Origin of the sequence: Nocardioides speluncae (genome assembly GCF_003121585.1) — a bacterium.
GTDB lineage: Bacteria > Actinomycetota > Actinomycetes > Propionibacteriales > Nocardioidaceae > Nocardioides > Nocardioides speluncae.
Window position 1 is genome coordinate 1 of the sequence record NZ_QEOO01000026.1, and the last position, 13,465, is coordinate 13,465.

At 69.1% G+C, this 13,465-nt stretch carries 9 protein-coding genes; 6 read left to right on the plus strand and 3 right to left on the minus strand.

Annotation, left to right across the window (positions count from 1 at the left end; all coding sequences use genetic code 11):
- Positions 1 to 117 precede the first annotated feature (117 nt).
- Positions 118 to 783: an NADPH-dependent F420 reductase gene (gene npdG, locus DDV73_RS14475; protein WP_109507968.1), complete on the minus strand. Its 666-nt coding sequence runs from the start codon at positions 781 to 783 to the stop codon at positions 118 to 120.
- Between the two features lie 49 nt (positions 784 to 832).
- On the opposite strand from npdG, the gene DDV73_RS14480 reads away from it, so the two are divergent.
- From DDV73_RS14480 to DDV73_RS14495, 4 genes are all read left to right on the plus strand, one after another.
- Positions 833 to 1,867: an LLM class F420-dependent oxidoreductase gene (locus DDV73_RS14480; protein WP_109507969.1), complete on the plus strand. Its 1,035-nt coding sequence runs from the start codon at positions 833 to 835 to the stop codon at positions 1,865 to 1,867.
- Positions 1,868 to 1,876: 9 nt separating this feature from the next.
- Entirely contained in the window at positions 1,877 to 2,818 is a 942-nt protein-coding gene (locus DDV73_RS14485) for a glycerophosphodiester phosphodiesterase family protein (RefSeq protein ID WP_109507970.1), read from the plus strand.
- Positions 2,819 to 2,946: 128 nt separating this feature from the next.
- On the plus strand, positions 2,947 to 5,100 hold the full coding sequence (locus tag DDV73_RS14490) for an MMPL family transporter (RefSeq protein WP_109507971.1): 2,154 nt from the start codon (positions 2,947 to 2,949) through the stop codon (positions 5,098 to 5,100).
- Between the two features lie 45 nt (positions 5,101 to 5,145).
- Positions 5,146 to 7,257: an MMPL family transporter gene (locus DDV73_RS14495; RefSeq protein WP_109507972.1), complete on the plus strand. Its 2,112-nt coding sequence runs from the start codon at positions 5,146 to 5,148 to the stop codon at positions 7,255 to 7,257.
- Between the two features lie 284 nt (positions 7,258 to 7,541).
- Here the strand turns inward: DDV73_RS14495 and DDV73_RS14500 are convergent, their stop codons facing one another.
- On the minus strand, positions 7,542 to 8,261 hold the full coding sequence (locus DDV73_RS14500; protein ID WP_161962404.1) for a MerR family transcriptional regulator: 720 nt from the start codon (positions 8,259 to 8,261) through the stop codon (positions 7,542 to 7,544).
- 88 nt (positions 8,262 to 8,349) lie between these two features.
- Between DDV73_RS14500 and DDV73_RS14505 the strand changes: the two genes are divergently transcribed.
- The gene (locus DDV73_RS14505; RefSeq protein WP_240617289.1) at positions 8,350 to 9,498 is read left to right on the plus strand and encodes an acyl-CoA dehydrogenase family protein; all 1,149 of its coding nucleotides are present in this window, start codon (positions 8,350 to 8,352) and stop codon (positions 9,496 to 9,498) included.
- A gap of 42 nt (positions 9,499 to 9,540) precedes the next feature.
- On the plus strand, positions 9,541 to 12,105 hold the full coding sequence (locus tag DDV73_RS14510; protein ID WP_109507974.1) for a bifunctional FO biosynthesis protein CofGH: 2,565 nt from the start codon (positions 9,541 to 9,543) through the stop codon (positions 12,103 to 12,105).
- Here DDV73_RS14510 and DDV73_RS14515 read toward each other — a convergent pair.
- Positions 12,068 to 13,366 (minus strand): cytochrome P450, encoded by a 1,299-nt coding sequence (locus tag DDV73_RS14515; RefSeq protein ID WP_206050884.1) that lies wholly within the window; start codon positions 13,364 to 13,366, stop codon positions 12,068 to 12,070. The genes DDV73_RS14510 and DDV73_RS14515 overlap by 38 nt on opposite strands.
- Positions 13,367 to 13,465 lie beyond the last annotated feature (99 nt).

Sequence of the window (13,465 nt, forward strand, 5' to 3'; positions counted from 1 at the left end):
AACACAGACGGCACCATCCGCCACGAGAACACCGGACCAGCCATGCGACACACCCATCAGGAGCAGGATGTTGCACTCACCGATGTGACCCACCTAGTGAAACCGGCACATCGCTGCCTAGAGCCCAGCCACCCGCACGCCGGACCGCACCTTGTACTTCTTGTTGATCGAGATGAGTACGGCGGTGAGGGGCTCGAGCTGGCGAGCGAGGCGCAGCGCGCCGGCGTCGACGCCGGGGCGGCCGACGACGGCCTCGGCGAGCGTGATGGCCACGGCCTTCGCGTCCGCGGAGTCGCCGCAGACCAGCACGTCCTCATGGTCCAGGTACTCGGCGTCCGACCACAGCGACACCGCGGAGACATGGTGGAAGGCACCCACCACGGCCGCCTCGGGAGCCAGCGCGGCCGCCGACTCCGCCGCCGAGGTCTCGCCGAGCACCAGCCCATAGGGACCGCCCTTGTCGAAGCCGAGCGGGTTCACACAGGAGATGACGGTCTTCCCAGCCAAAGACAGCGTTGCCACGAGCGAGTCGTGACCGTCCCACGGCACCACCAGCGCGACCACGTCCGCAGCAGCCGCGGCGTCGGCGTTCGCCAGACCGCTGACTGCGCCGGCCCCACCCTCGGCGGCCACTCGCTCGGCTACCTCCGAGGCCACTCCGGCAGCCTTCTCCGCGGCCCGCGACCCGATCACGACGGTGTGGCCGTGCTTGGCCCACCGGTAGGCCAGGCCCTTGCCCTGTGGGCCTGTGCCGCCGATCACAGCGATGGTGTACGTCGTCATGACAGCGATACTGTCAGAGTCGTCGACGTCCTGAACGAGAGGTCCACCCATGAAGCTGTCCATGCCGCTGATGTACGCCGGCAACCCGCGCGACGCGGCCGACCAGGTGGCCGCACTCGAGAAGGCCGGTCTCGACACGGTCTGGATCGCGGAGGTCTACAGCTTCGACGCCCCCACGCTGATGGGCTACCTCGCGGCCAAGACCGAGACCATCGAGATCGGTTCGGCGATCCTCAACGTCTACTCTCGCACCCCCGGCCTGCTCGCCCAGACCGCGGCCGGCCTCGACAACGTCAGCGGTGGCCGCGCGATCCTCGGCCTTGGCGCCTCCGGACCGCAGGTCATCGAGGGCTGGCACGGCATGCCCTACGACAAGCCGATCGCGCGCACCAGCGAGATCATCGACATCGTCCGGATGGCGCTGCGCCGTGAGCCGCTGCAGGCCGACGGCATCTTCAAGCTGCCGCTCCCGAAGGACCAGGGCACCGGCCTCGGCAAGCCGCTGAAGCTGCTTAACCACCCCGAGCGCTCCGCCGTACCCATCTATCTGGCCGCCTTCGGTGCCAAGAACGTCGAGCTCACCGCCGAGAAGGCGGACGGCTGGCTGCCGATCTTCTTCTACCCCGAGAAGGCCGCGGACACCTGGGGCGCGGCGCTGGACGCCGGCCATGCGAAGCGCTCCGCCGACCTGGCCCCGCTGGAGGTGTCGGCCGGCGGCATGTGCGCCATCGGTGAAGGCGCCGAGACCAAGGCGCTGCTGGACTTCGCCCGGCCGTTCGCGGCGCTCTACATCGGCGGCATGGGCGCCCGCGGCAAGAACTTCTACAACCGGCTGGTCACCGAGTACGGCTTCGGCGACGCCGCCCGCGAGATCCAGGACCTCTACCTCGACGGCAAGAAGGAGGAGGCGGCGGCCAAGGTCCCGACCGAGCTGCTCGAGATGACCAACCTGGTCGGTCCCGAGTCGTACGTGAAGGAGCGGATCGAGGCCTTCCGCGAGGCCGGCGTCACCAACCTGCAGATCCAGCCGGCCGCCGCGGACCCGGCCGCGCTGGTCAGCCGGATGAAGGAGCTGATCGGCTAACTTGCCCGTGTGGGCACCCGGCTGACCGAGGCGTTCGACCTCCAGGCGCATCGCGGCGGCGCCGGGCTGTACGTCGAGAACACGCTCGCCGCCTTCGGCCACGCGCTCGACCTCGGCGTGACCACGCTGGAGTGCGACGTACACGTGACCGCCGACGGCGTCGCGGCCGTCACCCACGACCGGAAGCTCGACCCAGCCAAGCTGCGCGGCGCGTACGTCGGCCAGTACCTCACCCGGCTGACCTGGGCCCAGGTCTCGACCCTCGACGCCGGCTCGCTGACCCAGGATGCCTTCCCCGGGCAGCGGTCGGTGCCGGGCGCCCGGATGCCGCGGCTGGAGGAGGTCTTCGCGCTGCTCGCCGCGCGCGGTGCGGACGGCGTGCAGGTCAACGTGGAGACCAAGTACGAGGTGCTCGCGCCCACCGAGACCGCGCCGCGGGAGCGCTTCGTTGACGTGGTGACCGGGCTGGTGCGCGACGCCGGGCTGGTCGACCGGGTGTCGGTGCAGAGCTTCGACTGGGGCCTGCTGGCGATGGTGCGCGAGGCCGAGCCCGGGCTCCGGCTCAACGCACTCACCAGCGGCCACTATCTGGAGGCCGGCATGCCCGGCGCCTCGCCCTGGCTCGGCGGCCTCGATATCGACGAGTACGACGGAAATCTGGTCGCCGCGGCCGCGTCGTACGAATTCGATGCGGTGTCCCCGATTCACGGTTCACCGTTCGCGACCGGCGTCGAGGATCCGGCATACCGGCCTTTTGTGACACCGGCGATGGTGGATCAAGCACACGAAGCGGGCATGCGGGTCATTCCCTACACCGTCGACGACCCGCCGACCATGAAATCCCTGATCAACCTGGGTGTCGACGGTTTGATAACTAACTATCCCGATCGACTCAGAGACGCCATGATGAGCACCGGACTCCCCCTGCCAGCGGCATACCCGTCGGCATGAAGGCGCCATGAAGGCGTCGTGAAACCGACGCCACCCAGGCTGCGACCGATGAAATTGTCGGTGGTCTCTGGTCAACTCGGGGAGGCCGGAATCGGCAACAGCGCGCGGACCCAACGGAGTGTTAGAAAATGCATCGTCAAATAGCCGGCAGACTGACCGGCCCCACCACCAAGTGGATCGTGCTGGTTGCCACGATCCTGCTCGCCTTCGGCTTCGCCATCCTCGGCGGCAAGCTGGCCGAGGTCAAAGACAACGAGGCGTCGTCGTGGGTTCCCTCGACCGCCGAGTCGACCAAGGTCTCCAACGAGATCTCCGATGACGTCAACCCCAACGACATCCCCACGCTGGTGGTCTACCACCGCGACTCCGGCCTGACCGAGGCCGACTTCGCGGCCATGGACGAGCAGGCCGAGGAAATCGGCAACGTCGAGGGCATCACCGATGCCGGCGTACTCACGCCGAACGCCGCCCGCGCGCTCCAGGCGCAGGGCGAGAACGTCCCGGACCTGGTGTCCGAGGACGGCGAGGTCGCCTACGTCTACTTCGTGCTGAACTTCGGCAAGGACGGGTGGAACAAGATCGGCCCGCCCGTCGACGAGATCAAGGAGGTCGCCAAGCTCGAGGGCGCCGACGTGTACGTCGGTGGCTTCGGTGGCCAGGCGTCCGACTTCATCGAGTCGTTCGAGAACTCCCACTTCTGGCTGCTGGCGCTGACCTTCCTCGCGGTGATCGTGATCCTTGTCTTCACCTACCGCAGCCCGATCCTGTGGATCCTGCCGATCCTCAGTGCCGGTATCGCCAACGTGATGGCCGGCGGCGTGGTCTATCTGATGGCGAGGTACGCCGACCTCACCGTCAACGACCAGAGCCAATACATCTTGAGCATCCTGGTGATCGGCGCCGGCACCGACTACGCGCTCCTGCTCGTGGCCCGCTACCGAGAAGAGCTCCGCCGCCACGAGGACCGGCACGAGGCGATGGCCTTCGCGCTGCACCGCGCCGCTCCGGCGATCATCGCCAGCGCCGCGACCGTCGTGATTGGCCTGATGTGCCTGGCCTTCGCCGACCTCAACTCGACCGCCAGCCTGGGTCCGGTGCTTGCGGTCGGCGTCGCGGTGACCCTGCTGGTCATGGTCGTCTTCCTGCCGGCGCTGCTGGTGATCCTCGGCCGCTGGATCTTCTGGCCGAAGCTCCCCACCTTCGGGTCCGACGAACCGACCCAGACCGGCCTGTGGGCCAAGATGGGCCAGCGGATCAGCGTTCGCCCGCGCGCGATCTGGATCGTCACCGCCGTGATCCTGGCCATCGCCAGCCTCGGCCTGTTCCGGCTCGATGCCACCGGCCTGTCCACCGAGGACTCCTTCACCGAGGAGCTCAACTCGATCAAGGCGCAGAAGCTGCTCGCCGGACACGGCCTGGCCGACAACTCCAACACGCTGCAGGTGGTCGCCGAGGAGTCGGCCGCCGCCGACGTACAGCAGGCGGTCGGCGACGTCGAGGGAGTCGGCAAGCCGTCCGACCTCCGGCCGCTGTCCGACGGCCGGGTGTGGTTCGAGGCACCCCTCACCGAGGACATGGCCTCACACGCGGCGTGGGATGTGGTTGAGAACGCGCGCGACACCGCCCATGGGGTCGACGGCGCGGAGGCGCTGGTCGGCGGGGCGGCAGCGTTCTACCTCGACACCAAGACCTCGGCCGACCGGGACACCAAGGTGATCATCCCGATCGTGCTCGTGGTCGTGCTGCTGATCCTGATGGTGCTGCTCCGCGCGCTGCTGGCGCCGGTGCTGCTGCTCGGCACAGTGGTCCTGTCCTTCGGCGCCGCGCTCGGCCTGTCCGCGCTGCTGTTCCACTACGTGTTCGGCTTCGAGGGCGCCGATGCCGGCTTCCCGCTGTTCTCGTTCGTGTTCCTGGTGGCGCTGGGCGTCGACTACAACATCTTCCTGATGACCCGGGTCCGCGAGGAGACGCTGCATCGAGGGACTCGCGAGGGCTCCCTGGTGGCGCTGTCGTCGACCGGCGGTGTGATCACCTCGGCCGGTCTGGTGCTGGCCGCGACCTTCCTGGTCCTGGCCACGCTTCCGTTCGTGTTCCTGGTGGAGCTCGGCGTTGCGGTCGCGCTCGGCGTCCTGCTCGACACCATGATCGTCCGGTCGGTGCTGGTCACCGCGCTCAACCTCGACCTCGGCTCGAAGATCTGGTGGCCGAGCAAGCTCGACCGTGGCGAGCCGATCGACCCGGACGCGATCAACGAGTGGGAGCCCGCCTCGGCGAAGCACTGACCCACCCAACGACCCCACACGCTCACACCCAACGGAGTCTCAGAAATGCATCGTCAAATAGCCGGGAAGCTCACCAGCCCGGTCACCAAGTGGATCGTCCTGGCCGCGTGGCTCGTGATCCTCTTCGGATCGTTCGGGTTCGCCGCGAAGCTCGCCGACGTCCAGAACAACGAAACGTCCTCATGGCTCCCCGCCACGGCGGAGTCGACTCGGGCGCTGGAGAAGCTCGAGCCGTTCCAGGACCCGAATGCCATCCCGACCGTGATCGTGTACGAGCGCGAGGGTGGCCTCACGGCTGAGGACGAGGCCACCGCCCTCGCCCAGGTCAAGGAGCTCCAGGAGATCGACGGCGTCGAGGGGGAGGTGATCCCGCCCCAGAAGTCCGACGACGGCGAGGCCATGCAGACCCTGGTCACGTTCAACTTCGGCGAGAACGGCTGGAACGAGATGCCGGACGCCGTCGATGCCATCCGTGACATCGCCAAGGAGGGCGACGGGCTCTCGGTCCACGTCGCCGGGGCCGGCGGCCAGGCCGCGGACGCCGCCGAGGCATTCGAGGGCATCGACACCACGCTGCTGTTCTCCTCGGCCGCCGTGGTGATCGTGATCCTGCTGTTCACCTACCGCAGCCCGATCCTGTGGATCCTGCCGATCTTCTCGGTCGGCGTTGCCCTGTTCACCGCCCAAGCCCTTATCTACTTCCTGGCCAAGAACTTCGACCTCACCGTCAACGGCCAGAGTCAGAGCATCCTCACGGTGTTGGTGTTCGGCGCTGGGACCGACTACGCGTTGCTGTTGGTGGCGCGCTATCGAGAAGAGCTCCGCCGCCACGAGGACCGCCACGAGGCGATGGCGTTCGCGCTGCACCGGGCCACGCCGGCGATCATCGCCAGCGGCGCCACCGTCGTCCTCGGCATGCTCTGCCTGATGTTCGCCGAGATGAACTCGACCGCTGGTCTCGGCCCGGTGACCGCCATCGGCGTCGCGGTCGCGCTGCTCATCATGATCACCCTGCTGCCCGCGCTGCTGGTGATCTTCGGCCGTTGGATGTTCTGGCCGCTGGTCCCGCACTTCGACTCCGCTGAGCCGACCGAGACCGGCATGTGGGCCAAGGTCGGCAACTGGATCAAGCCCAAGCCGCGCCAGGTCTGGGTGGTCACCTCGGTCATCCTGGCGATCGCCACGCTCGGCTTCACCCAGCTCGACACCGACGGCCTGAGCACCGAGGAGTCCTACACCAAGGACTTCGACTCGATCATCGGCCAGCGCGTGCTCACCGAGCACAAGCTTGCCGATACCTCCAACCCGGTCATGGTGGTCGCCAACGCGGACCAGGGCGAGGCCGTCGCGGCCGCGATCGCCAAGGACCCGAGCGTGCAGCGGGTGGATCCGCCCGTGACCAAGGGCGGGATCACCTACATCGCTGCTCCGCTGAAGGAGGACGCGACGGCCGAGGGTGCGTACGACGCGGTCGAGCGCATCCGAGTCCTGGCGCACGGTGTCGACGGCGCCGACGCGTTGGTCGGCGGCTGGTCGGCGATCCTGCTCGACACCCGGGTCGCCTCCGATCGCGACAACAAGGTGATCATCCCGATCGTGCTGTTCGTGGTGCTGCTGATCTTGATGGTGCTGCTCCGCGCGCTGCTCTCGCCGATCCTGCTGATCCTCACCGTGATCTTGTCCTTCGGTGCGGCGCTCGGCATCTCGTCGCTGATCTTCACCTACATCTTCGGCTTCGAGGGCGCCGATGCGTCGTTCCCGCTGTTCGTCTTCGTGTTCCTGGTCGCGCTCGGGATCGACTACAACATCTTCCTGATGACCCGGGTGCGCGAGGAGACGATGACACGCGGGACCCGCGAGGGCTCGTTGGTGGCGCTCTCGGCGACCGGTGGCGTGATCACGTCCGCGGGACTGGTGCTGGCAGCCACGTTCCTGGTGCTGGGCTCACTGCCACTGGTGTTCCTGGCCGAGCTCGGAGTCGCGGTCGCCCTGGGCGTCATCCTGGACACGATGATCGTCCGGTCGGTGCTGGTCACCGCGCTCAACCTCGACCTCGGCGGCAAGATCTGGTGGCCGAGCAAGCTCGACCGCGGCGCGCCCCTGGTCGACCCGGACGAACTGGAGGAGTGGACCCCAACCACCAAGGCCGGCGTCTGACCAGCGCCAACGCCGCCTTGTACGACGACAGCCCCTGCGACCGCAGGGGCTGTCGTCGTTTGGGGGACATGTGGCTGAAGTCTTGGGCGTGGGGACGTGGTCGGGCCGACCTCGGGCGTCCACGGGCGCTTGCGGCGGCGCGTCGCGCGCATGGCCGTCGCTGTTGGTTGCGCGCCGTTGGCGCGCGCCGCGGCCAAGCCGCTTGACGCCGCCCGCAGACGCCCGAGCCCAACCCGCCCACGTCCGATCGCTCCACCCCCTCGGACACGTGGTCTGGCATTGGGTCAGTCGCGTTCGAGCGAGGTGGTGATGAGCTCGTTGGCGGCGCGCTGGAAGCCGGTCACGATCGACTCCAGCACCAGCTGCCGGAGCTTGGCGACGGTCTGCTCGAACCGGGCCGCGTCCTCCTCGGTGGGGCGTGCCTGTCGGTAGGGGTCGATCACATCTTCGCGCATGATCCGGGTCAGCTCGTCGACAAGCTGGTCCATGTGCGAGCCGATCGCCTCGCCGGCGGCGAGGATCGTCGACTCCGGTACGTCGAGGTCGAGCAGCTCGACGCCGATCCGGAACGGCGGCAGCGGCACCAGCCTGCCCGACTCATGGCGCTCCAGCGCGCCGGTGCGCACAAGCCGGTCGATGTCTTCGTCACTCAGCCCGCGGCCCGCGCGGGTGTCGAGCTGGCGCCGGGTGAGCTCCTCCCGCCTGGCAGGCGACCAGGGCGCCAGCATCGCCCGCTGGACGGCGAGCTCCTCGGCGGTCGCGTCCTTCGGCAGCCGCCGAAGGTAGCCCTCGATCGCGGCCAGCGTGAACCCGTGGTCCTGCAGGGCGCGGATCAGCATCAGCCGAGCCCTGTGCTCGGCGGCGTAGTAGGTCACCCGACCACGCTTGATCGGCGAGGGCAGCAGGCCGAGCGACAGGTAGTAGCGCGTCGTACGCGTAGTCACGCCGGTGGCTGCCGCGACCTCGTCAATCGTCAGCAGCTCCGCTTCGGCCTCCACACTCACGCACGTCACACTAATGCACCCTTGCCATTGTGACAGCATTACTGTCACAGTAAGCGTGTCCACGTCTGCCGATGAAGGAGCCAGTCGCGTGAGCACCACCCGTGAGATCTTCGAACCCGAGCACGAGGCCTTCCGCGACAGCGTGCGCGCCTTCGTCGAGCGCGAGATGGTCCCCCACAACGAGCAGTGGGAGAAGGACGGCGTCGTGTCCCGCGAGGTGTGGCAGAAGGCGGGCGCCCAGGGCCTGCTCTGCTTCGACGTACCCGAGGAGTACGGCGGCCCCGGCGTCTCCGACTTCCGCTACAACATGATCGTCTCGGAGGAGCAGACCCACGCCGGCATCGCGGGCCCGGGCTTCTCGGTGCACACCGACATCATCGTTCCGTACCTCATCACTCTCGGCACCGACGAGCAGAAGCAGCGCTGGCTGCCCGGCTGCGTGAGCGGTGACCTCATCACCGCGATCGCGATGACCGAGCCCGGCGCCGGCAGCGACCTGCAGGGCATCCGCACCAACGCCGTCGACAAGGGCGACCACTACGTGCTGAACGGCTCCAAGACCTTCATCAGCAACGGCATCCTGTCCGACCTGGTGATCGTGGTCGCCCGGACCGACCCGGACGCCGGCCACCAGGGCATCAGCCTGCTGGTCGTCGAGCGCGGGATGGAGGGGTTCTCGCGCGGCCGCAACCTGGAGAAGGTCGGCATGCACGCCCAGGACACCGCCGAGCTGGTCTTCGAGGACGTGCAGGTGCCGAAGGAGAACCTGCTCGGACCGGAGGGCAGCGGCTTCATCTCGCTGATGCAGAACCTGCCGCAGGAGCGGCTGATCATCGCCGCCCAGGCCGCGGCCGGCTGCCAGGCGATCCTGGACATGTGCCTGAAGTACGCGAAGGAGCGGGAGGCGTTCGGCCGCCCGATCGGCAAGTTCCAGCACAACCGGTTCCTGCTCGCCGAGATGGCCACCGAGACAAAGATCGCGCAGACCTTCGTCGACGACTGCGTGGTCAAGCACAACAAGGGCGAGCTCGACTCGGTCGGCGCGTCGATGGCCAAGTGGTGGGTCACCGAGCTCCAGGTGAAGATGGCCAGCCAGGCGGTGCAGCTGCACGGTGGCTACGGCTACATGCTGGAATACCCCGCCGCGAAGGCGTTCATCGACAGCCGGATCTCCACCATCTACGGCGGCACCACCGAGATCCAGAAGGAGATCATCGGGCGCTCGCTCGGCATCTGACTGCTCGGATGCGGCTCAGGGCCCGAGCGTTAGGGTGAAGCGGTGCCCGACGTGACACCCCAGCAGGTACGCCGCGCACTGGCCCGCGCCGAGCGCGGCGCGGCTCTCGACGTACCGGAGGCGACGGCGCTGCTGGCCGCCCGCGGCGACGACCTGGGCCGCCTGAGTGCCGCCGCTGCCCGGGTCCGTGACGCCGGCCTGACCGCCGCCGGGCGGCCCGGTGTGGTGACCTACTCGCCCAAGGTGTTTATCCCGGTCACCCGGCTGTGCCGCGATCGCTGCCACTACTGCACGTTCGTGGAGACCCCGTCGCAGGCCAAGCGCGACGGCCGGGCGCCGTACCTGTCGCCGGACGAGATCCTCGCGATCGCTCACGAGGGCGCCGGGCTGGGCTGCCTGGAAGCGCTGTTCACCCTCGGCGACCGGCCCGAGGAGCGGTGGCCGGAGGCACGCGAGTGGCTGGATGCGGAGGGCTACGACTCCACGCTCGCCTACATCCGGGCGATGGCGGTGCGGGTCCTCGAGGAGACCGGGCTGCTCCCCCACCTCAACCCGGGCGTGATGTCGTGGGAGGAGCTGAACCGGCTCAAGCCGGTCTCGCCGTCCATGGGGATGATGCTGGAGACGACCTCGCGGCGGCTCTTCGAGACCCGCGGCGAGGCCCACTACGGCTCGCCGGACAAGGACCCGGCGGTGCGGCTCCGGGTGCTCGAGGATGCCGGCCGGCTGTCGATCCCGTTCACCTCGGGTCTGCTGGTCGGCATCGGCGAGACCCTGGCCGAGCGGGCCGAGACGATCTTCGCGCTGCGGTCGGTGGCCCGGCAGTACGGCGGGCTGCAGGAGGTGATCGTCCAGAACTTCCGGGCCAAGCCGGACACCGCGATGCGGCATGCCGACGACCTCCCGCTCGACGAGTACCTCGCCACGATCGCGGTCACCCGGTTGGTGCTCGGCCCGAAGGCGCGTGTCCAGGCGCCGCCGAACCTGGTCTCGCTCGAGGAGTGCGCGGCGCTGCTCGGCGCCGGCATCGACGACTGGGGCGGCGTCTCCCCGCTCACGCCCGACCACGTCAACCCGGAACGACCGTGGCCATCGCTGGACCGGCTGCGCTCGGTGACGTCGGCGGCGGGCTTCGAGCTCGCGCCGCGGCTGACCGTGCACCCCGAGTACGTCGTCGGGTCGCTGCAGCGGGGCGAGCCGTGGCTCGACCCGCGGGTGTCCGCGCACGTCGCCGCCCTGGCCGGACCCGACGGCCTCGCGCGCCCCGGCGTACGGCCGACCGGGCTGCCCTGGCAGGAGCCCGACGGCGGCTTCGCCGCGGCCGGCGACGGCACCGGCCGCACCGACCTGCACACCGCCGTCGACTCCGAGGGCCGCACCGCCGACCGCCGTACCGACTTCGACTCCGTGTACGGCGACTGGTCCGAGCTCCAGGCCGGGATAGTCCAGAACGTTCGACATCACTCTGCGCCGAAAAGTGATGTCAAACGTTCTGGACTATCCGCCTTGCGGGCCGCGGAGAGGGACCCGGGCGGGCTGTCCGACGAGGACGCGCTGACGCTGATGACGGCCGAGGGGGAGCTGCTGGAGCAGGTGTGCCGGCTGGCGGACGACCTGCGCAGGGACGTGGTCGGCGACGAGGTGACCTACGTGGTCAACCGGAACATCAACTTCACCAACGTCTGCTATGTCGGCTGCCGGTTCTGTGCGTTCGCGCAGCGGCGTACCGACGCCGACGCCTACTCGCTCTCCCTCGACCAGGTCGCGGACCGGGCCGAGGAGGCGTGGGGTGACGGCGCGACCGAGGTGTGCATGCAGGGCGGCATCGACCCGGAGCTGCCCGGTACGGCGTACTTCGACCTCGCGGCGGCGGTCAAGCAGCGGGTGCCGGGTATGCACGTGCACGCCTTCTCCCCGATGGAGATCGTCAACGGCGCCAGCAGGACCGGGCTGAGCTTCGAGGACTTCCTGATCAAGGCCCGCGAGTCCGGCCTCGACACGATCCCCGGCACCGCCGCCGAGATCCTCGACGACGACGTGCGCTGGATCCTGACCAAGGGCAAGCTGCCGACCCGCACCTGGGTCGAGGTCGTCAGCACCGCCCATCGCGTCGGCCTCAGATCGAGCTCGACGATGATGTACGGCCACGTCGACAACCCGCGGCACTGGGTCCAGCACCTGCGCGTGCTCAGCCGGATGCAAGAAAAGAACCAAGAGGACGGCTTCGCTGGCTTTACGGAGTTCGTGCCACTGCCGTTCGTCCACCACAGCGCGCCGATCTACCTCGCCGGCGTGGCCCGGCCGGGCCCGACGATGCGCGACAACCTGGCCGTGCACGCGATGGCCCGGATCCTGCTGCATGGCCGGATCGACAACATCCAGACCTCCTGGGTCAAGCTCGGCGTCGAGGGCACGCAGGCGATGCTGCGCGCCGGCGCCAACGACCTCGGCGGCACGCTGATGGAGGAGACCATCTCCCGGATGGCCGGCTCCGAGCACGGCTCCGCCAAGACCGTCGCCGACCTGCACGCGACCGCCGACGGCATCGGCCGCCCGTCCCGCGAGCGGACTACGACGTACGGCACTCCGCCGGCGCGTGGAGCGTGACCGGCAGCGTGTCTACGCCGTACACGATCGACATCTGGCGGAATGGCAGGTCGTCGGTGGCCAGGCTCAGGTCGGGGAAGCGGCGCGCCAGCGCGGGGTAGGCGATGCGCAGCTCCATCCTGGCCAGCTCGGCGCCGATGCAGCGGTGCATGCCGTGGCCGAAGGCGAGGTGCTGGCGGGGCGGCCGGTCCGGGTCGAACGCGTCCGGCGCGGCGCCGAAGACCGGATCGCGGTCGGCACCGGGCAGCGAGACCAGGACGACGTCGCCCTCGGCCACCTGGTGTCCGCCGACCTCGACCGGCGCCTTCGCGAACCGCGGGAAGGCGACCTGCACCACCGACAGGTAGCGCAGCAGCTCCTCCACCACCGGCTCGGCGACGCTCTCGCCCTCGTCGTCGGCCAGCCGGGCCCAGACGTCCGGCCGTTCGAGGAGTACGGCGGTGCCGAGGGCGAGCATGCCGGCGCTGGTCTCCATGCCGCCGGTGAAGACCCCGTCGGCCAGGCCGCCGAGGTCGAAGTCGCTGATCTCGTCGCCGTGCTCGCGGATGATCTGGCCGATCAGGCCGGGGCCGGGATTGACCCGCTGCCGCTTGGTGGCCTCCATCAGGAACTCGCGCGACCCGGAGATCGCGCCGAACGCGCCGTACCCACCCTCGGAGATGTCGAAGCGGGCACTGCTCAGCTCGCGAAACCTCGCCCGGTCCTCGTCCGGCAGCCCGAGCAGCTCGCAGATCACCAGGAACGGCACCGCGAACGCGAACGTCGGCACCAGGTCGACCGGGCCGCCGTCGAGGCCGGCCGCCTCCACCTCGTCCAGCTGCTGCTCGATGATCTCGCGGACTATCGGCCGCAGCCGCTCCAGCCGGCGCATCGTGAACTCCGGCGTCAGCAGCTTGCGGAGCCGGGTGTGGTCGGGCGGGTCGGTGAAGCCGAGACCGCCGATGTCGCCGTCGGCGGCGCCGCTCTTCCCGACGTACGGCCGGATGTCGCTGCTGTACGACGTGGTGTCGGCGAGGACGGCACGGCCGGCCTCCAGCCCGGTCACCAGCCAGACCCCGATCCCCATGAAGGACGTGAGCTTGTGGACCGGGTCCTCGGCCCGCACCTCGGCGAGCCGGGTCGGCGGGTCGAACCGGTCGCGTCGTAGCGGCCACGCGAGTGACTCCGGTACGGCGTCAAGCCGGGAAAGGTCTATCCCCTTGCGGGTGGCCAGGCGCATCACGCGCCGTCGCAGCCAGGCTCCGAGTCGCTTGGTCGGCATTGTCGAGATCCCCGTTCTCGTTCGGTATGAGAACAAGTCTGCCGAATTGGTGGCTGGCCGTTCATCCGGGATACCCCTGGGCAACCCCGGGCCCTACCC

Bases quoted from the DNA above. Each gene is read 5' to 3' on its own strand.
- DDV73_RS14515 (WP_206050884.1), bottom strand. From the start codon at position 13,366: ATGCCGACCAAGCGACTCGGAGCCTGGCTGCGACGGCGCGTGATGCGC.
- npdG (WP_109507968.1), bottom strand. From the start codon at position 783: ATGACGACGTACACCATCGCTGTGATCGGCGGCACAGGCCCACAGGGC.
- DDV73_RS14490 (WP_109507971.1), top strand. From the start codon at position 2,947: ATGCATCGTCAAATAGCCGGCAGACTGACCGGCCCCACCACCAAGTGG.
- DDV73_RS14495 (WP_109507972.1), top strand. From the start codon at position 5,146: ATGCATCGTCAAATAGCCGGGAAGCTCACCAGCCCGGTCACCAAGTGG.
- DDV73_RS14480 (WP_109507969.1), top strand. From the start codon at position 833: ATGAAGCTGTCCATGCCGCTGATGTACGCCGGCAACCCGCGCGACGCG.